Origin of the sequence: Phnomibacter sp., assembly GCF_036803085.1 — a bacterium.
Lineage (GTDB): Bacteria > Bacteroidota > Bacteroidia > Chitinophagales > Chitinophagaceae > Phnomibacter.
This window is the reverse complement of the sequence record NZ_DAIRUZ010000001.1, coordinates 512,256-532,175: the sequence shown is the minus strand read 5'-3', so window position 1 is coordinate 532,175 and position 19,920 is coordinate 512,256. Positions and strand designations below refer to the sequence as shown.

Here is a 19,920-nt window from a genome sequence, read left to right as displayed (position 1 = left end):
ATAGTTGCCCGATATTTACGTTTATAAAGCAGCCGCATTGGCTGTTCAAACCACCATCACTTCTGCATGAACCGCATCGTTTTTATTACGATATCCACGCTGTTGCTCTGCCATTTTTCGGCAAGGGCACAGTTTCGCAAATACTCCAATGAATTTTTAAATATTGGTGCCGGAGCCCGTTCGCTGGGTATGGGTGGTGCCAGCATAGCCACTGCCGATGGTGCCACCGCCGGTTATTGGAACCCTGCTCGTCTGGCCGCCGTGAGAGACAACCCTCAACTCTCCCTCATGCATGCCGAATATTTTTCGGGCATCGGCAAATATGATTTTGCAGGCATTGCAATTCCCATGCAAGACAACCGTCGTACACTTGGCATTTCTTTACTACGCTTTGGTATTGATGACATTCCTAATACCTTGTTTTTGGTAGAGCCCGACGGCCGACCCAACTACAACAATATCGAAACATTTTCGTCGGCCGATTATGCATTGATGGTGGGCATGAACCAAATGCTGTACGAAACCGACGACCGTGAGTTATCCATTGGGGGCAATGTAAAAATCATTCACCGCAATGTGGGCAGTTTTGCCAAAGCCTGGGGCTTTGGTATAGATGCCGGTATAAACTATCGTGCCGAAAGGTGGTCGGTGGGTGCCGTGCTCCGCGATGCTACCAGCACCTTCAACATGTGGAGCTTTCGTTTTACAGAAAGAGAAAAACAAGCCCTCTATCTTACCAGAAACGATATACCACAAACATCAACCGAACTTACTGCTCCACGCCTGCTCATTGGCGGTGCATACGGTTTTATGCTTACAGAAAAAATAGAACTACTGGCAGAGTTGCAACTCGACAATACGTTTGATGGAAAACGCAACACCGTTATCAGTACAGATTTTATCAGTATCGATCCGCGGCTTGGCCTCGAACTGAATGTAGGCGAAGTATTTTCTGTACGTGGCGGTGTCAGCAATTTTCAGCAGGCACTCAAAGACGGCGACAGTACCAACACACAAAAAACATGGATTTTTCAACCGGCGCTGGGTGCTGGCTTTAAAATCAAAAACGTGAAAATTGATTATGCCTTTACCAACCTGGCCAACCAAACATCGCCGCTCTACACCCACATTATTTCTTTATCTGTTGACCTGAAAAGAAAGGAGAACTAATGAAAACATGGAAGGTCATACTCAGCATTTTCTGCATTACACTATTACACAGTTGGAGCATTACTCCGGCTGCTGCGCAGTACAACAACGAATGGATTAATTACAACAGAACGTACTATAAATTCACGATTGCCTCACCGGGCATTTACCGCATTACAAAAGCCACGCTGGATGCTGCAGGTTTAGGCAATGCACAGGCTCAACATTTTCAACTATGGCGCAACGGGCAAGAAGTGCCCCTGTTCACAAGCGTTACCACAGGCACATTTGGTGTAAGTGATTACCTCGAGTTTTTTGCCAACAGAAATGATGGCCTTGCTGATAAACCTTTGTATCGTACACAAACCGATCATTTAGACAACCGCAGAAGTTTGTTTACGGATACCGCTGCGTATTTTTTAACCATCAATACTAATGGCAGCAACCTCCGTGTCAATGCCATCAACAATGCTGCTGCAGGTTCAGCGCTTACGCCGGCAGCTTATGTATGGCACAATGCCCGGTTCGAGTATCAGAGTTTGGCTACGGGCACTCCACGCCCCTATGTCAATCGTGGCTTTGCTATCAACTTTGGAGAGTACGTGTATTCATCCGCATACGACCGTGGTGAAATGATGTCGTCGAACGATATTTTTCCTGATCAAAACAGTGTTGACTTTACAGACCGTACTGCCAAATTCAACAACCTGCTACCCTACACAGGTGCCGGTGTGCAAGCAAAAGTAAAAGTATCCATAGCGGGCAGTGCTCCCAATACCAGAACGGTTCGCATATTACTGAACAACATTACCCTCTATGACAGAAGCTATTCGCAGTTTGATGCCCGTATTGATTCTGTTACAACCGTAAGCCCTTCATTACTTAATGCCAGCATTACAGAAATTGGCATTAAGAACCTCAGCACCAATCCAAACGATCGTATAGTGGCGGGCTTTGCCGAAATAGATTACCCTCGCCTGCCCGATGCCGGCAATGCAACCTCGCTCAGTTTTTACCTGCCAGCCACTGGCAATAGTACGTTACTCGAAATCAGTGGGCTCAATCATGGTGGTATTACGCCATTATTATACAACCTTAGCAGCAATACACAAATGCCCGGCATTATTCAGGGCGATGGTAAAGTAAGATTCCTGCTGCCAGCTGCGGAACAATCAGAGCAGTTTTGGCTGACAGCCAATAACCCACAGGCTATCAGAAATGTAACCACACTTACGGCACGCAATTTTGTAAACTATGCGCAGCAAGCCAATCAGGGCAATTACATGATTGTAACCAATAAGCTGCTGCTGGGTGGTGCCAACAACCCGGTAGAAGCATATCGCCAATACCGTAGCAGTGCAGCAGGCGGTAGCTTCAATGCAAAGATCGTTACCATTGATGAGTTGGTCGATCAGTTTGCCTTTGGCATAAAAATGCATCCATCCTCTATCAAAAACTTCTTACGCTATGCCCGCAATTCTTTTTCACTTGGCATATCGCATTGCTTCCTCATTGGTAAGGGTGTAACCTATGATGAAATGCGGACCTACGAAAGCCATCCGCAGGCAAGCAGCTTGTTTTTATTACCAACATGGGGCTATCCCGCATCCGATATTATGCTGGCAACCGATGGCTTAAATACAAGCAACATTCCGGTAAATATTGGCCGCTTAAATGTGATACGCACCAGCGAAGTAACCGACTACCTGAACAAAGTAAAAGAATACGAAAACAGATACACACAAGCACAAACAACCACTGGAATACTGCAGCAAGACAAAGCCTGGATGAAAAATGTAGTGCATGTAGTGGGTGCCAATGATGCCGCCATTGAGCAACTGATTGGCCCGTACATGAATAATTATAAGCGAACCATTGAAGATACTTTGTTTGGTGGAAAGGTAACTACTTTCAATAAATTCAGCAGTACCACTGGTGCTGTTATCGAAAATGAACTGCTGGAAAAGCTGTTTGAGCAAGGCTTTAGTTTGCTCACCTACTTTGGTCACTCATCGGCTACAGCGTTAGATTACAACCTCGATGATCCTTCCCGATACAACAACCCCGGCAAGTATCCTGTGTTTTTGCTGAATGGTTGTAACGCAGGCAATTTTTACACTTTTGATACCACCCGTTTAACAAACATCAACACCATTTCTGAAAAATACATTCTGGCACCAAACCGTGGTGCCATTGCCATGATAGCCAGCACACACTTTGGCATAGTAAACGGTTTGAATGTTTACTCCACCGGTTTTTACAGATCAATGAGTGCCCTCAACTATCGCCAGAGTATTGGCCAAAATATGCGTGATGCCATCAACTATCAAAACACTCTGTGGGGCATCAACGATTACCTGGCCCGCATTCATACTGAGCAGCAAACCCTACATGGCGACCCTGCAGTAAAAGCCTACTCTTTCGATTTACCAGACTACAGTGTTGAACCAGCAAACATCAACATCAACCCCACTTTTTTATCCATTGCCGAAACGAATTTTAAAACCAAGGTTTTTTATTACAACCTCGGCAAAGCCATCAACGATTCTATTACAATCAACGTAACCCGCCAATACCCTCAGAGCAGCATTTATCCCAATGGCTTTACTGAAGTGGTTTTCAGCAGAAAAGTAAAAGCCCCACTGGCCATTGATTCGTTTGAAATAAGCCTGCCCATTTTTGCTGAAAGAGATAAAGGCAGCAATCGGATAACCGTTACACTCGATACAGAAAATAAAATAACCGAACTAACGGAGCAAAACAACAGCGCCATTCGTGACATTGTGATTTTTGAAGATGAACTGCGGCCGGTATATCCGTACAATTTTGCCATCGTTAATAAAGCCAACATCAAGCTGATGGCTTCTACCTCCAATCCGTTTAGCGAAGTGAAAAACTACCGCATGGAACTGGACACCACCGAATTGTTTAGCTCTGCGTTTAAGGTTGTTCGCAATGTATCAGCCAAAGGTGGCCTCATTGAGTTTGACCCCGGCACTACTTTACAGGATAGCACGGTGTACTACTGGCGGCTCGGCATTGTAAATAGTGCCGGCGAAGTGCCCCGCTGGAACAACGCCTCATTTGTGTACCTCAATGGTACGCAAACCGGTTTCAACCAAAGCCATTTTTACCAGCATACTAAAAGCGGTACCGAACGCTTGTACATTGATACTACCAGCCGTAGCTGGAAATACAACACCCGCTTAAACAACCTGTTCGTTAACCATTCTATCTTCCCCATTACAGGTACTGCCGATGGCGATTTCAGTATCAGTGTCAACAACAGCATCATTTCAGCCAGCTTTTGCGTGGGGCATTCTATAGCTATCAATGTGTTTGATCCCGTCACCTTCAAACCCATGCGCAACTATCCCGGTGGTTTGTACGGCAGTGGTATGAACAATTGTGTGCCCTTCCCCAACCTGAGCCGCCAATTCAATTTTGAGTGGGACGACCGCGATACCGGCAACCGCCGCAAAATTCTCAACTTCATGGACAACGGCATACCCAACGGTTCGTATGTGCTGGTGCGCAAAGTATTGGACGCACCTTATGACCAGGAAACCTTTGCCGAAACACTCAAAAATGATGAGCAGTTTTTTGGCGCCGGCAACAGCATTTACCATCGCCTGAAAACAGCAGGCTTCAATGAAATTGATTCTTTCAAACGGGCACGTATTTATATTTTCCTCTACAAAAAAGGCGACCCCACTTTTATCCCCGTGTTACGGATGAGTGAAGGCTTGTACGACCGCATTCAAATGAATGCCAACGCCCCTACTCCAGACTCGTTAGGTTTTATCACTTCTCCATTGTTTGGGCCTGCCAAAAGTTGGAAAGAAGTAAAATGGCGTGGCCGTGGCATTGACGCTGTACCCAGCGACATACCCATTGTAGATGTGATTGGTGTAGATGGCAGCGGCAATGAAACACTGCTGCGCAAATTGGCACTCAACCAACAAGACAACGACATTTCGAACGTGAGTGCCACTGCTTATCCTTATATCAAACTGCGAATGGAAAACATGGATCAGCTGAATGGTACGCCGTATCAACTGAGGTGGTGGCGCTTGTATTACACACCGGTACCCGAAGGTGCACTGGCACCCAATGTGCTGTTGCATTTCAAAGATTCGCTGACACTGGGCGAACCACTCGACTTTAAAATAGCGTTCAAAAACATCAGCGAATCGGCATTCGACAGCCTGCGGTTGAAAGTGTATGTGGTAGACAAAAACAATGTGCAGCACGACATTGTATTGCCCCGCAAAAAGCCACTCATCAGCGGCGATACCACTACCGTTTCCTTTACCATTGATACCAGAAATTACGGCGGCATCAATACGTTGTACGTGGCCGTAAACCCCGACAACGATCAGCCGGAGCAATACTTCTTCAACAACTTTTTGTTCAAAACATTTTATGTAGAAGAAGACAAATACAACCCGCTGCTCGATGTAACTTTTGATGGCGTTCGCATACTCAACCGCGACATCGTTTCGTCCAAACCGCAAATACAAATCAAGCTGAAAGATGAGAACCCCTTCCTCGCATTGAACGATACCGCCGGCGTTACCATTCGCCTGAAATATCCGCAGGAAAGCGTGGCCCGCACTTACCGCTGGAATACGGATACCCTCCGCTTCACCCCTGCCAATGTGAGTGGTGGCGACAACACAGCTACCATCGACTTTACGCCCACTTTGAACCAAGACACGGAAGGCAGCGAATACGAACTGACCGTAACGGGTAAGGACCGCAACAACAACCGGGCGGGCAACCTCGAATACCGGGTGACTTTCCAGGTGTTCAACAAACCCATGATCAGCAACCTGCTGAACTACCCCAACCCTTTCAGTACCAGCACCGCCTTTGTATTTACGATTACCGGTCAGGAAGTACCGCAGGAGTTTAAGATTCAGATACTCACCATCACCGGTAAAATAGTGCGGGAAATAACCCGGCAAGAACTTGGCCCCCTGCACATTGGCACCAACATTACCGAGTACAAATGGGATGGCACCGATACCTATGGCCAAAAGCTGGCCAATGGCGTGTACCTGTACCGGGTGGTAAGCAGCCTCAACGGCAGCCGCATGGAGCAGTTTAAACTCAACGACACTTTCGACCAAAACAGCCAGGACATCACCGATAAGTTCTTCAACAAGGGCTATGGCAAAATGGTGATTTTGAGGTAGGAAGAAAGACCGGAAGTCGGGAAGTCCGAAAGATAGGTGATGAAGCCCTGATCCCGATAGCTATCGGGATCTCGAAGGGCGGGAAGACGGGAAGTCCGAAAGTCCAGAGTCCGTAGACCGTAGAAGAGCAACCATAGACAACCACACTACTCTACGTCACCTCTCCTATGGAGAGGACGGGTGAGGTTGATAAATTCGAAAGACCGGAGTCGGTAGTCCGGAGACGGGTTTCTCCCCTCCTTGGAGAGCCTGCCCCGCTGCAAGCGGGGGGTGGCCTTCAGGCCGGGGTGGGCAATAAGTCCGAAAGTCTGGTCGTCGGTAGTCAGCCGTCCGTCCTCCCCACTCATTACCGCATTTCGAAAACCTTTTACGCATACTAAACACCCTGCTAGCTCAGGGTGTTTTACTTTTGCGCCCTTCTCAATAGTAAAAGCAACACAGTAGTATGGCAAAAATTGGCATCAACATAGCAACCGGTAGTTTACAACAGGCAGAAATGATTGTGGGTATCGACCTTGGCACCACCAACAGTTTGGTGGCCATCATTCACCCCGAAAGCGGCCGCCCCGTTGCCCTGAAAGAACACGACAGCAGTTCGCTGGTGCCATCCGTAGTGCATTTCGATGCTTTTGGCAATGCCAGCGTGGGCGAAAAAGCCCGCCAGTTTCTGGAAACAGAACCGCAAAACACCATCTTTAGTGCCAAGCGCCTCATGGGCAAAAGCTACAAAGACGTGCAGCAGCATGCCGACTTTTTTACCTACAAAGTGATAGACGACGACACCGAAAGCCTGGTGAAAGTGCAGGTAGGCGACCGTTTCTTCTCACCCATTGAGCTTTCTTCTTTTATACTGAAAGAACTGAAAAACCGGGCTGAGCACATCTTGAAAACGCCCGTTACCAAGGCCGTGATTACCGTGCCCGCTTACTTCAACGATGCCCAGCGCCAGGCTACCCGTGATGCGGGCAAGCTGGCTGGCCTTGATGTGCTGCGCATTGTAAACGAACCTACCGCTGCCAGCCTTGCCTACGGCATTGGCATCGACCCCACCGAAGAAAAAACCATTGCCGTGTACGACCTCGGCGGTGGCACTTTCGATATCTCCATTTTACGCATCAGTCAGGGTGTGTTTGAGGTGCTGAGCACCAATGGCAACACCTACCTCGGCGGCGACGATTTTGACCGGGCCATTGTGCAGCACTGGGTGCAGCAGAGCGGCCTCGATATGCAGGAAGTACAAGCCAACAAGCAGTTGCTGCAAAGCCTGCGCCTGGCGGCAGAAAGCGCCAAGAAACACCTGAGCAAGGCCGACCATTATCATGCCGATGTAAACGGCGATGTACTGAGCATTACCCGTGCCGAATTTGATGCGCTGATTGCGCCACTTATTGACGCCAGCATCCACTGCTGCACTCAAGCCATGAAAGATGCTGGTCTGCAGCCCAGCGATATACAGGAAGTGGTGATGGTGGGAGGCAGCACCCGTGTGCCTGCGGTAAAAGCCGCCGTGAGTGCCTTCTTTGGCCGCCCTGTGCACGACGAAGAAAACCCCGACGAAGTGGTGGCCCTCGGTGCTGCGGTGCAAGCCGATATTTTGGCGGGCAACAACAAAGACGTATTGCTGCTGGATGTAACGCCGCTGAGCCTGGGCATTGAAACCATGGGCGGTCTGATGGATGTGCTCATCCCCCGCAACAGCAAAATACCCACTGGCGCCGGCCGCCAGTACACCACGCAAAAAGATGGCCAGAGTGGTATGCGCATCAGCGTGTACCAGGGCGAACGTGACCTGGTGCAGGACAACCGCAAGCTAGCAGAGTTTAACCTCACCGGCATACCCGCCATGCCTGCCGGACTGCCCAAGGTGGACATTCGTTTTCTCATTAATGCCGACGGCATATTGCAGGTAAAAGCGAAGGAACTGCGCAGCGGCGTGGAAACCGCCATTGAAGTGCAGCCGCAGTACGGCCTTACCGATGCAGAAGTAGAACGCATGTTACTCGAAAGCATTACGCATGCCAAAGATGATATTGCTACCCGTGCCCTGGTAGAAGCCCGCACCGAAGGGCAGCAACTGCTGGAAACCACGGAGAAGTTTATTGGCAAACATGCCGCTCACCTCACAGTGGAAGAACTCACTGCTACTGCCGCTGCCATGCAGGCACTGCAGCTGGCGCTTACCATGAGCGACAAAGACCTGCTGCACAAAAAAATGGAAGAACTGAACGACATTAGCCGCCCCTACGCCGAACGGGTGATGGACATTGCCATTAGCCAAAGCATGAAGGGCCAGAAAATATAACCGCTTCTACCCCAACGGTAAAACGAGAACGGTCTTGCAGTGATGCAAGGCCGTTTTTGGTTTTGCACGTCTACATGAGGATTCCGGCGGCAGTGCCAAAGGGAGTTTATTGTAGCAAGCGGTGTTTTTTTCCAGCAACGTCTCCCGCAGGGGACGTTGCGTCAAATAAAAGCCAAGGTTAATTTTTACCTATCTGAAAAAACTTCGATACGCAACGTCCCTAAAGGAGACGTTGCTGGCAAACCAGTACATTTCAATTCGCATTTATAATTCATCATTCATCATTCAAAAAAAAGCCGCCGGCAATCGATGAGGATTCCGGCGGCAGTGCCAAAGGGAGTGTATTGTAGCAAGCGGTCTTTTAGAGTGGAATGTTCCCGTGTTTTTTACGGGGGCGCTTTACTACTTTATTTTCCAGCATGGCAAATGCTTTTATCAACTTGCGGCGTGTTTCTTTCGGTTCTATTACTTCATCTATAAAGCCTCTTTCTGCCGCCTGGTAAGGGTTGGCAAACAAGGCCGCATATTCAGCTTCTTTTTCCAACAATTTTTGTGCGGGGTCTTCGGCTTCCGAAATATCTTTTTTGAAAATGATTTCACTGGCGCCCTTGGCTCCCATCACGGCTATTTCGGCAGTGGGCCACGCATAGTTCATGTCGGCACCAATGTGTTTGCTGTTCATTACATCGTAGGCGCCGCCATAGGCTTTGCGGGTAATTACGGTACATCTCGGCACGGTTGCTTCGCTGAGAGCATACAGCAATTTGGCCCCGTTGGTAATAATGCCGTGCCACTCCTGATCGGTTCCCGGCAAAAAGCCCGGCACATCTACCAACACCAATAAAGGTATGTTGAAACAATCGCAAAAACGAGTAAACCGGGCACCTTTTCTCGAACTTTCTATATCGAGCACACCGGCCAAACTCATGGGCTGATTGGCCACTATGCCAATGCTGCGACCAGCCAGCAAAGCAAAGCCCACCACAATGTTGTCGGCGTAATCTTTCTGCACTTCAAAAAAGCTATCGGTATCGCAAATGCCGGCTATCACCTGCCGCATGTCGTAGGGCTGGTTGGCACTCTCGGGCACCACGGTTTCCAATTCTTCCCGCAGTTCATTGCCCAATTCATACGGATATTTTGGTGCAACATCTTCACAGTTTTGCGGCATGTATAGCAACAATCGTTTCACCTGATTGATGCAATCCTGATCGTTCATAGCTGTAAGGTGCGTTACACCCGATTTGGTGCTGTGCGTAGAAGCACCGCCCAACTCTTCGGCACTCACTTCTTCGTTGGTCACGGTCTTCACTACATTGGGGCCGGTTACAAACATGTAGCTGGTGTTTTCTACCATGATGGTAAAATCCGTCATGGCTGGTGAGTACACGGCACCACCGGCGCATGGCCCCATAATGGCGCTGATTTGTGGTATCACACCACTGCTCTGCACATTGCGGTAAAAAATATCGGCATAGCCACCCAGCGAACGAACTCCTTCTTGTATACGGGCCCCACCACTATCGTTGAGGCCAATCATGGGCGCACCGGTTTTCATGGCAGCATCCATCACCTTGCAAATTTTTTCGGCATGGGTTTCGCTCAGCGCACCGCCAAACACGGTAAAGTCTTGTGCAAATACATACACCAGCCGGCCATGCACAGTACCGTAGCCCGTTACTACACCATCGCCGTAATACTGTTGGTCTTCCATGCCAAACTCTTTGGTGCGGTGTGTTACCAATGCACCTATTTCTTCAAAGCTGCCGGGGTCCATCAGCAGGCTGATTCTTTCCCTGGCGGTGAGCTTTCCTTTTTTGTGTTGGGTAGCAATGCGGGCCTCGCCACCACCCAGTTTGCCTTGGGCAATTTTATCTCTCAGTATGTCTGCTTTCGATTTCATGTATGTTGTATTTATGCAGGAAAATAAATCAATGTGCCAGGCGGCGTTTCCAGCTGGTGGTTTTGTTATTTACCGGTTGCAATACCTGCTGCTGTTGTAGATAATGATGCAGCGCAATAATAGCCGCCAGCTTGGCATCGGCTTCTTGCCTCTCTTTCAGCAGGTAGGGTGTGTAGTAGTTTTTTACAAAATGTGTATCGAAGTTGCCAGAGAAAAACGCATCATGCTCAAACACAAATGTGCCGAATGGCAGCGTGGTGCTCACCCCTTCTATTTTGTATTGTTTAATGGCATCCAGCATTTTGGTGATGGCTTCAGTCCGGGTTTTGCCATGCACTACCAGCTTGGCTATCATGGGGTCGTAGTAAATGGGAATGCTCATGCCTTCTTCGTAGCCGTCATCTACCCGTATGCCTTCGCCCACGGGCTTTTGGTAGCGGGTAAGCGTACCAATAGAAGGCATAAAATTATTGAGCGGATCTTCGGCATACACCCTCAGTTCTATGGCATGTCCGTTGGCTTTGATATCCTCTTGCGAAATGCCCAACACTTCGCCCCGGGCTATGCGTATTTGTTGCTCCACCAAATCGAGTCCGATAATCATTTCACTCACCGGGTGCTCTACCTGCAGGCGGGTGTTCATTTCAAGAAAATAAAAATTGCGTTGGTCATCTACCAAAAACTCTACGGTGCCAGTGCTAACATAGTTGCAACTCTTGGCCACCATCACCGCAGCCTGTCCTATTTTTTCCCGCATCTCTGGGGTAACAATAGCACTTGGTGTTTCTTCCACCACTTTTTGGTGGCGTCGTTGTATGCTGCACTCCCGTTCGAGTCCGTGAATCACATTGCCGTATTTATCGGCCACCACCTGCACTTCTATGTGGCGGGGTGAGCTTACATATTTTTCAATAAACACTGAGCCATCGCCAAATGAAGACGTGGCCTCGCTGATGGCCCGTTCCATTTGCTCCTGCATGTCTTCGGGGCGTTCTACAATGCGCATGCCCTTGCCACCACCACCAGCCGAAGCTTTGATGAGAATAGGATAGCCAATCTTTGCGGCTACTTCTATGGCGAGGTTCACATCTTCAATGGCTTTATCGATGCCGGGCACCATGGGTATGTTGTATTGCTTCACACTTTCTTTGGCGGCCAGCTTGCTACCCATAATGCGCATGGCTTCGGGCGTAGGGCCAATGAACTCAATGCCTGCTTCTGTTACCTTTTGGGCGAAGTCGGCATTTTCACTCAAAAAACCATAGCCGGGGTGAATGCCATCTACACCGAGCTCTTTGCAAATGGCAATGATTTTATCGCCGTTGAGGTACGATTGATTGCTGGGTGCGGGGCCCAAACAAACCGCTTCATCAGCATAGCGTACATGCGGACTATTACGGTCGGCTTCGGAGTATACGGCTACAGCTTTGATGCCCATTTTACGAATGGTACGCATGATGCGCAGAGCAATTTCGCCACGGTTGGCTACAAGTATTTTTCGCATGCAAAATGTTTTTGCGTCAATGAAAGAAACGTTATTCGAGCACTACGAGAACCTGCCCTTTGTCTACGGCTTGTCCGGCTTTTACCAATACTGATTTGATGGTGGCTGCAGCATGTATCATGATGCTGTTTTCCATTTTCATGGCTTCGAGTATCAGCAGGCGGTCGCCTTCCTGCACTTGCTGGCCGGCTTCAACCGACACACTCAATACGAGGCCCGGCATGGGTGCTTTTACTTCTTTGATGTGCTTGCTGCCGGCAGCGCTGTACCCCATGCTGTCGAGCATTTGGTCGAGGCTGTCTTTGATGTTCACATCGTAAGTATTGCCGTGCACTTCTACCTGCATGGTTTTGTGGTCGGCAGCGGCATCCAGCACTTTGCCATTCACCGACTGATGCTGGTATATAAGATGGTACACATGGTTAGCTTCCGCCACAATATCGGCTTGTGCCATGTCGCTTTCGGTAAGCGTAAATACAAATCCGTTGGCCTTTACCAGAAAGGCCTGTTGTTGGTCAGACATAAGCGGGGTGATTTGAATAAATGATGCGACTGCTTGCTGTGCAGCAGGCGGTTTTCCGACAGGTCATGGCAATCGTTGCAAGTGTGATGGTGAACACGATGTTGCAGTATTAAAATTGGTACAATCTCACCGCTGTCTGTATGACAACAATCATGCGGATGCGTGGCAGAAAATCGTACCATTTACTTAGGCCTAAACAAGATACAGCCCTTGCGGGGCAAATGCAATGGGACGCGAAAAACAGGACGCGGATGCAAACGGATGGGTTCGGATTTTCACGGATGCATAGCTGTCGCAGGCCTCCCGGCCTGTGACGGTGCGTTACTAATGCAGCAAAACCAAGAAGGCAAAATACATTAGCCGCAGATGCACAGATTTTTTCGGAATCGAACAGCTGTCGCAGGCCTCCCGGCCTGTGACGGTGCGTTACTAATGCAACAAAACCAAGAAGGTAAAATACATTAGCGCTGATGCACAGATTTTTTGGTTACTGATTGACAAAGAGAGTAACCCTTTGTCACAGGCCGGGAGGCCTGCGACAGAAAATGCAAACCAACAAGGCAAAATAGATTAGCCACAGATACACAGATTATTTAGGTTAATCGTTGACTACAATTAGAGAGCAACTTTTTTGTCACAGGCCGGGAGGCCTGCAACAGAAAATGCTGCCCACATCAGACATCCTACATCTCCTCCTATCTTCGCCCTCCTAAAAAATGGTTGTATGATGCGTCGTGGTTTGTATGGGTTGCTTTTTCTGGCAGTGTTGACATTGGGTTGCAGCAGCAGCCGCAAGAGCAGCAACACGCCGGCTGATTTTTTTCAATACCAACCAGGTAAAGCAGCAGCCATTAGTGCCCACCGCGGTGGCGGCGATTACAAAGGCTACCCTGAAAACTGCATCGAATCGTTTGCCTGGCTGGCAGCACAAATGCCCGTGACCATTGAATGCGACATCAGCATGAGCAAAGACAGCGTACTGCTGATGATGCACGACGACAGCTACAACCGCACTACCACCGGCAGCGGTAAAATCAGCGACTCCCTGTTTGCCTACAGCCAAACCCTGCTGCTGAAAGACAACATGGGCAACCTCACCAACTTTCGCATTCCTACATTGGAACAAGTGCTGGCATGGGGCAGCAACAAAGTGACGTACACTCTCGATGTAAAACGCAGTGTGCCGTTTGAAAAAGTGGTGGCGCTGGTACAGCAATACAAAGCCCATCGCTATGCAGCCATCATTACCTACAATGCACAGGATGCAGCCAAAGTGCACCAGCTGGATAAAGACGTGATGATATCCGTAACCATCCGCAACGAAGAGGAATACAACCGCCACAAAGCATTGGGCATACCCGACAACCGCATGATTGCTTTTGTGGGTACCCGAGAGCCCAACAGTGTATGGCTGCAAACACTGCACAGCAAAGGCATCCGCTGTATACTCGGCACCTTGGGCAACCTCGACAAAATGGCTGCTGCCAAAAGCGACACCCTCTACCAAACATGGTACAAAGCCGGTGCCGACATGATGAGCACCGACCGGCCACTGGAGGCATGGAAAGCCCTGCAGCAATAACCAAAATACCCGCTACACGGTATGCGGCTACTAAGTAAAATCCATTTTATTTGAACCTCATTCAACCGACTTTACTGTATTTGACATGCACTAAGTAATGCATTAATGCATACACCTAATTGACCTGACCCCTACACCCACCATGAACAGCGGAGCCCTTCGGGGCTCTGTTTTTTTGAGGGATCAATATCCCTTGTTTATTCCATCGAAAAAATGAGCAATTGCTACACATGCAGGTTATTTAAACTTAACTTAGAGCAAACACTTTATATCCCCTTTTTCGAATGTTTTTTTTGAGTGCTTGACATTCCTGATGCAGTTTTTTTATTGAAGTAAGTAGCCACGGTAACCCCCTAAACCTTCATACCAATGTCTAACACATTTTACCTGCAACAGCAGAACCCCAACCAGTTCAATCCGGCTGAACATCCGGCAGTGTTCACAGAAATTGGCAGACTCTTTCGTAGCTTATTTCCGTTTGCTGCCCAAAACAAAGCCAGCCTGCTGGCCCGGTTTCTTCGCCACCATTCCATTAACAGGATGATTGCCAGCACCAATCCGCCGCTGTTTCACAACATTGTGAATGGCACTACGAGTACTTCGGCCACAGAGTCGCTGTTTGCGGTGAATGAAGGCAACCAATCTTTTTGCAACGATTTGGAAGCATACATTGGCAGACTCCTTCGCTAAGGCATTGCGCAGCATATTCTTCTGGCAAAAACTTTACATTCGCCGCCAGAAAAAATAACCAACAGTTATGAAGCCAGAAGCCGTAGCGCAGCAGCGCAGCCAGGGAAAATGTGAGATGTGTGCCGCCAGCAGCCCGCTGAAATTGTACGAAGTGCCGCCGCAAGACATTCCTTCGGCCGACACCGTGATGATGATTTGCGACACGTGCCTACAGCAAATAGAACAAAAAGCTGAACTGGACCACAACCACTGGCAATGCCTGAGCACCAGCATGTGGAGCGAAGTGCCTGCCGTGCAGGTAGTAAGCTGGCGTATGCTCAACCGGCTGCGCAACGAAAGCTGGGCCGCCGACCTGCTTGACATGCTCTACCTCACTGATGAATGGCTGGCCTTTGCCAAAGCCACCGGCGACCACGAAAGCGATGGCACCGTAAACCTGCACCGCGACTGCAACGGTGCCCAACTCTTTGGCGGCGATACCGTGGTACTCACCAAAAGCCTCGATGTAAAAGGCAGCACCGTGAATGCCCGGGTTGGCACCGTTATCCGCAACATTCGCCTGGTACCTGATAATGTAAACCAGATTGAAGGCCGTATCGAAAACCAGCAAATTGTGATTTTGACGCAGTACCTGCGGAGGCAGCATAGTTAGGGTTGGTAGGTTGGTAGGTTGGAAAGTTGACGAGTTGACGAGTTGATGGGTTGACGAGTTAATTGGTTGATTGGTTGATTCGTTAATTAGGTTTCACATTCAACTAACAGGCTCCAACTTGTGAACTCGTGAACTCTTAAACTAGTCCACTCGTAACCACGTGAACCAGTCACCTCGTCAACTTGTTTCATCTACCTTTATCGCCTCCATTTTTACAAATAACTATGATTAAGACTTCCGCTTTTGCCAGCCTGGCATTGGTTTTTGCAATGGCATGTACCGCCCAGCCCAAGCCAGCAGCCCCCGGCGCACCGGTAGAAACCGGCAAAGCCAACAGCAACTACAAACCTGCATTTGAAGGCCAAACCCGTGGCCCCGGCATGACCTCCGCCACTGCTTACGAAGCCGTGAAACTGGCCGAAGGACTCGGCCGCCCCTGGGCCGTGGTGCCCCTGCCCGATGGCCGCTTGTTGCTCACCATCAAATCGGGCTACATGGAAATTCGCGGTACGGATGGTCAGCTGCAACATAAGATCACCGGTCTGCCCGCCGTAGCCGATCGTGGTCAGGGTGGCCTGCTAGATGTAGTGCCCGATCCTGATTTCGCCAGCAACAAAACCCTTTACTGGGCATACAGCGAGCAGCAGGGCGACTCCAACCTCACGGCCGTGGCAAAAGGCCAGTTGGCCTCCGATGAAAACAGTATTCAAAACATCAGCGTTATTTTTCGGGCTACGCCCAAACTCAAAAGCAGCCTGCACTTTGGCTCTCGCCTGCTGTTTAGCAAAGAAGGTTATTTGTTTGTAACTACCGGCGAACGCAGCAACCTCGATGGCCGCAAACAATCGCAGTGGCTCAACAGTGGTTTGGGTAAAGTATTTCGCATCACCAAAGAAGGCAAACCCGCTCCCGGCAATCCCTTTATCGGTAAGGCCGATGTAATGCCCGAAATATGGAGCTATGGCCACCGCAACCCGCAAAGCCTCGACATGCACCCTGTAACCGGCGAATTGTGGGAAGCCGAATTTGGCCCCCGTGGTGGCGATGAACTCAACCTCATTAAGCCCGGCAAAAACTATGGCTGGCCCATTATTACCTACGGTATTGAATACGGTGGCCCAGCCATTGGCGACGCCATTCAGCAAAAAGATGGCATGGAGCAACCCGTGTATTATTGGGACCCCGTGATATCGCCCAGTGGCATGACTTTTTACAAAGGCAATACCATACCTGAGTGGGAAAACAACCTCATTATTGCCTGCCTGAGCGGCATGCACCTCAACCGCCTGAAACTGGAAAATGGTCGTGTGGCTGGTGAAGAACGTTTACTCTCTAACCTGAATGAACGCTTTCGTGATGTGGCTTACCTCGATGGTAAGTTGTACACGGTTACCGACTCGGGCAAGTTGTATGTGGTAAAAAAGAAATAACGCTTGTGCAGTTGCGCAGCATAAAAAAGGGAGCCGTTTGGTTCCCTTTTTTTATTCGTTATCGCTTTCTGTTGTTCAACTCATCATCAATAGGTCTGAGTTGCGAAGCATTGAAAAGTAAAGCTGGCAAAAGGGCGAAGAGGGCAACAAAACTGGAAGAAAACAACCGCTCCACCACCGACAGGTACAACACCGAAGCCAAGATGGCCAACGCAAAAGCAATGCAAACACCAAGCATGGTTTTGTGCAATTGCTTCTTTTTGAGCAAGGCTTGTGTAGTGAGTTGCGAAAAGTCCTGATGCGTTGTCATGACTGAAGTATTGAGCAGTGAAAACGGGTGTGTGATTTGTGGTAAAACTAATCTGGGATAGCATTTCATAACAGGTCTTTGGGCTAAATGGTTCTAAAACATGTCGGATTTGTACCACCAACTGGCTAAGCGGTTGTTGCATTTTAGCGGTATCAAATCCATCCGTCATGAAACGCAAACAATTTTTACTCAACAGCCTGCTGGCCGTGCCGGCATTGGCCCTTGCCAAAACGGGCACCACAGAAAACCCGCCTGCTTCCAACCCCAAACCCTTTGTTGTACGCAGCGGCCAATCGAGGTTTGGCGATGTGGTGAAGTTTTTGGGCGTTCACCCTAACGATTTAAAAATCAGCAGCAAAGACACCGGCGGCCAGCTCAGCATGTTCGACTACACAGGCCTGGGCAAAGTAGGCCCCATGCTACACATTCACTTTAGGCAAGATGAAATTTTTACCGTAATTGAAGGTGAATACCGATTTGTGGTGGGCAGCGAAACGCATGTACTCGGCCCCGGCCAAACCATTTTTCTGCCCCGTGGCATTCCGCATACCTGGATACAACTGAGCGACAAAGGCCGCCTCATTTACCTGCTGCAACCAGCCGGCAAAATGGAAGAGTTTTTCCAAATCATGAACAAGATGACTACCCGCCCCACGCCCGAAGAAATGGACCGCATACATGCCGAACACGACATGAAAGTGGTTGGCCCACCCCTCACTTTGTAACACGCTTACCCTGATGGTTTGGCAGTTGGCTGCATAATTTTCATATCAGCTTTCTGCCAAACTTTTTATCTTCCTCATTGCATCCATCGCCCTTGCTACTGAAAGATTTTATACCTGCCCCCGATGTGCAACAGTTTGTACAACTGTACCGCATAGTACACCTCCGTTTTGAGGCCGGGCACCCCATACCACCAAAGGCTTACCCACCCCGCCCCGAGCATTGCCTCGCCTTTTATCCATTCGATACAGAAACCGTATTGTTCGATCAGCAGGGCACCATGCAGCAACATTTGCCCGTGGTGCTCTATGGCCAGCTTTCTGAAGTAACGCACCGCATCATCGGGCACAACTTCCTTGTATTTCAGATTATCTTTTACCCCGGTGCCTTGTACAACCTCACGGGTATGCCTGCCTCCGAAATTTGCAATCAATACCTGTCGGCACAGCATTTTTTTTCCATCGATGTATTGCAGGTGAATGAACAACTGCGGGAAGCAGACTGCTACGCCAGTATGCTGGATATCGCCAACGATTTTGTTCGCCAGCTCATACGCCGGCAGCGGCGCAGTTTGCTACCGGTAGACGATGCCTGCCGCTGGCTACTCCAGCAAAACGGTTTGGTATCGGTAGATGCCTTGGCCAAAGCAGCCTGCCTCAGCAGCCGACAACTGGAAAGGTGTTTTGCCGAACGCACCGGCATCAATCCAAAAACGTACGAACGAATCATTCGCTTTGATAAAGCATTCCGGCTACGCAACAGCAAGCCGCAATACAGCTGGTTGCGCATTGCGCTGGAAAGTCATTTTCACGACTACCAGCATTTGGCCAAAGCCTACAAAACTTTTACAGGATTATCACCCAACGCCTTTCACGCCATTGAAAACAATGCGCCAGAAAGGCAATTTGGTTTGAGTGAAGGGTTCTACCAAAACTCGCTGGCCTGAGCCAGACAGCGTATTCCCTAACAATTATCCATTGTAAAATTGGCCGCTGCCAACGGGCGTACATTTTAGCTACATTGCGGCCCTATCTATTAACTGCCCGCACATGAGCATACACATAACCGCCCCCGAAGGAAGCATTGCTCCCGTAGTACTGATGCCCGGCGATCCGCTGAGGGCCAAACTCATAGCCACCGAATTTTTAACCGATGCTGCACTGGTAAGCAGCACCCGCAACATATTTTACTTCACCGGTTTGTACAAAGGCCAGCGCATCAGCGTAGGTGCCAGCGGCATGGGTTGCCCCTCTATCGGTATTTACAGTTATGAACTGTATAGCAATTACGATGTGCAACACATCATTCGCATTGGCACCTGTGGTGCATACCACAACAACCTGCAGTTGTTCGATATCATCAACGTGAACAAAGCGGCTAGCGAAAGCACATTTGCCAAAGAAGCATGGGGCTATGCAGAAGAAGTGATGCTGCCGCAAGGCAACGCATATACAGTCATTAATGAAACAGCTGCTGCACGTCAGCAAGCTGTGCACGATACGGCCGTACATACCAGCGATTATTTTTACCGGGCCAACCCAGAACTGCCCGCAATTGCAGCAGCACACAAGTGTGAAGTGGTAGAAATGGAATCCTTTGCGCTGTTTGCCAATGCCCGCTATCTGGGCAAATCGGCCGCCTGTCTGCTCACTGTGTCCGACATTATTCCAACGCAGCAAAAAATATCGCCCAACCAACGGGAGCAATCGCTGTTGCCCATGATTGAGCTGGCGCTGGAAGCAGGTATAAGGTTATAAGAATTCAACTGTTGTGCTGTTTAGAGATGTACTATTTAGCCAACTATTGCAACAATTGAAAAGGCTTAAGACAATGTGGATTGCCTTAAAAAAAAGATTGGTTATCAATGCGGAAAATGTGGCGAGTGTCGTCTATTTTTGAGTTATGTGCAACCCTAGCGACAACCTCATAACTTAAAGCTAACTAAGTAATA

General features: G+C 49.1%; 14 protein-coding genes. 10 read left to right on the top strand and 4 right to left on the bottom strand.

The genetic code is table 11. From position 1 onward, the window contains the following. The first annotated feature begins 66 nt into the window (after positions 1-66). The 3 genes from V7Q13_RS02325 (at position 67) to hscA (ending at position 8,652) form a co-directional block, all read left to right on the top strand. Positions 67-1,170: a PorV/PorQ family protein gene (locus V7Q13_RS02325; RefSeq protein ID WP_333799072.1), complete on the top strand. Its 1,104-nt coding sequence runs from the start codon at positions 67-69 to the stop codon at positions 1,168-1,170. Beyond that, positions 1,170-6,350: a C25 family cysteine peptidase gene (locus V7Q13_RS02320; protein ID WP_333799071.1), complete on the top strand. Its 5,181-nt coding sequence runs from the start codon at positions 1,170-1,172 to the stop codon at positions 6,348-6,350. Before V7Q13_RS02325 ends, V7Q13_RS02320 begins: the two co-directional genes overlap by 1 nt. 445 nt (positions 6,351-6,795) lie before the next feature. Next, entirely contained in the window at positions 6,796-8,652 is a 1,857-nt protein-coding gene (gene hscA, locus V7Q13_RS02315) for a Fe-S protein assembly chaperone HscA (protein WP_333799070.1), read from the top strand. 361 nt (positions 8,653-9,013) lie between these two features. Here hscA and V7Q13_RS02310 read toward each other — a convergent pair whose 3' ends face one another. From V7Q13_RS02310 to V7Q13_RS02300, 3 genes are read right to left on the bottom strand one after another with little or no spacing between them, the layout of a single operon-like run. Next, a complete protein-coding gene (locus V7Q13_RS02310; protein ID WP_333799069.1) occupies positions 9,014-10,555 on the bottom strand; it encodes an acyl-CoA carboxylase subunit beta in 1,542 nt (513 codons plus the stop codon). Between the two features lie 28 nt (positions 10,556-10,583). After that, entirely contained in the window at positions 10,584-12,059 is a 1,476-nt protein-coding gene (locus tag V7Q13_RS02305; RefSeq protein ID WP_333799068.1) for an acetyl-CoA carboxylase biotin carboxylase subunit, read from the bottom strand. 31 nt (positions 12,060-12,090) lie between these two features. Then, the gene (locus V7Q13_RS02300; protein ID WP_333799067.1) at positions 12,091-12,582 is read right to left on the bottom strand and encodes an acetyl-CoA carboxylase biotin carboxyl carrier protein subunit; all 492 of its coding nucleotides are present in this window, start codon (positions 12,580-12,582) and stop codon (positions 12,091-12,093) included. A 724-nt stretch (positions 12,583-13,306) separates the two neighbouring features. On the opposite strand from V7Q13_RS02300, the gene V7Q13_RS02295 reads away from it, so the two are divergent. The 4 genes from V7Q13_RS02295 (at position 13,307) to V7Q13_RS02280 (ending at position 16,936) form a co-directional block, all read left to right on the top strand. Next, entirely contained in the window at positions 13,307-14,164 is an 858-nt protein-coding gene (locus V7Q13_RS02295) for a glycerophosphodiester phosphodiesterase family protein (RefSeq protein ID WP_333799066.1), read from the top strand. A gap of 369 nt (positions 14,165-14,533) precedes the next feature. Continuing rightward, positions 14,534-14,854 carry a hypothetical protein gene (locus tag V7Q13_RS02290; protein WP_333799065.1) on the top strand — a complete coding sequence of 107 codons (321 nt, stop codon included), beginning with the start codon at positions 14,534-14,536 and terminating at the stop codon, positions 14,852-14,854. Between the two features lie 67 nt (positions 14,855-14,921). Next, a complete protein-coding gene (locus V7Q13_RS02285; RefSeq protein WP_333799064.1) occupies positions 14,922-15,506 on the top strand; it encodes a PhnA domain-containing protein in 585 nt (194 codons plus the stop codon). 224 nt (positions 15,507-15,730) lie between these two features. Next, the gene (locus V7Q13_RS02280) at positions 15,731-16,936 is read left to right on the top strand and encodes a PQQ-dependent sugar dehydrogenase (protein ID WP_333799063.1); all 1,206 of its coding nucleotides are present in this window, start codon (positions 15,731-15,733) and stop codon (positions 16,934-16,936) included. A gap of 58 nt (positions 16,937-16,994) precedes the next feature. On the opposite strand, the gene V7Q13_RS02275 is transcribed toward V7Q13_RS02280, so the two are convergent. After that, on the bottom strand, positions 16,995-17,246 hold the full coding sequence (locus V7Q13_RS02275; protein WP_333799062.1) for a hypothetical protein: 252 nt from the start codon (positions 17,244-17,246) through the stop codon (positions 16,995-16,997). Between the two features lie 167 nt (positions 17,247-17,413). On the opposite strand from V7Q13_RS02275, the gene V7Q13_RS02270 reads away from it, so the two are divergent. The 3 genes from V7Q13_RS02270 (at position 17,414) to V7Q13_RS02260 (ending at position 19,726) form a co-directional block, all read left to right on the top strand. Further along, positions 17,414-17,971: a cupin domain-containing protein gene (locus V7Q13_RS02270; protein ID WP_333799061.1), complete on the top strand. Its 558-nt coding sequence runs from the start codon at positions 17,414-17,416 to the stop codon at positions 17,969-17,971. A gap of 92 nt (positions 17,972-18,063) precedes the next feature. Next, positions 18,064-18,915 (top strand): helix-turn-helix domain-containing protein, encoded by an 852-nt coding sequence (locus tag V7Q13_RS02265; protein ID WP_333799060.1) that lies wholly within the window; start codon positions 18,064-18,066, stop codon positions 18,913-18,915. A 103-nt stretch (positions 18,916-19,018) separates the two neighbouring features. Then, complete coding sequence (locus tag V7Q13_RS02260) at positions 19,019-19,726, top strand: purine-nucleoside phosphorylase (RefSeq protein ID WP_333799059.1); 708 nt, start codon at positions 19,019-19,021, stop codon at positions 19,724-19,726. Positions 19,727-19,920: the final 194 nt, after the last annotated feature.

Coding starts and splice junctions, on each gene's coding strand:
- V7Q13_RS02295 (WP_333799066.1), top strand. CDS start 13,307: ATGATGCGTCGTGGTTTGTATGGGTTGCTTTTTCTGGCAGTGTTGACA.
- V7Q13_RS02325 (WP_333799072.1), top strand. CDS start 67: ATGAACCGCATCGTTTTTATTACGATATCCACGCTGTTGCTCTGCCAT.
- V7Q13_RS02305 (WP_333799068.1), bottom strand. CDS start 12,059: ATGCGAAAAATACTTGTAGCCAACCGTGGCGAAATTGCTCTGCGCATC.
- V7Q13_RS02320 (WP_333799071.1), top strand. CDS start 1,170: ATGAAAACATGGAAGGTCATACTCAGCATTTTCTGCATTACACTATTA.
- V7Q13_RS02310 (WP_333799069.1), bottom strand. CDS start 10,555: ATGAAATCGAAAGCAGACATACTGAGAGATAAAATTGCCCAAGGCAAA.
- V7Q13_RS02270 (WP_333799061.1), top strand. CDS start 17,414: ATGAAACGCAAACAATTTTTACTCAACAGCCTGCTGGCCGTGCCGGCA.
- V7Q13_RS02285 (WP_333799064.1), top strand. CDS start 14,922: ATGAAGCCAGAAGCCGTAGCGCAGCAGCGCAGCCAGGGAAAATGTGAG.
- V7Q13_RS02260 (WP_333799059.1), top strand. CDS start 19,019: ATGAGCATACACATAACCGCCCCCGAAGGAAGCATTGCTCCCGTAGTA.
- hscA (WP_333799070.1), top strand. CDS start 6,796: ATGGCAAAAATTGGCATCAACATAGCAACCGGTAGTTTACAACAGGCA.
- V7Q13_RS02300 (WP_333799067.1), bottom strand. CDS start 12,582: ATGTCTGACCAACAACAGGCCTTTCTGGTAAAGGCCAACGGATTTGTA.
- V7Q13_RS02290 (WP_333799065.1), top strand. CDS start 14,534: ATGTCTAACACATTTTACCTGCAACAGCAGAACCCCAACCAGTTCAAT.
- V7Q13_RS02280 (WP_333799063.1), top strand. CDS start 15,731: ATGATTAAGACTTCCGCTTTTGCCAGCCTGGCATTGGTTTTTGCAATG.
- V7Q13_RS02275 (WP_333799062.1), bottom strand. CDS start 17,246: ATGACAACGCATCAGGACTTTTCGCAACTCACTACACAAGCCTTGCTC.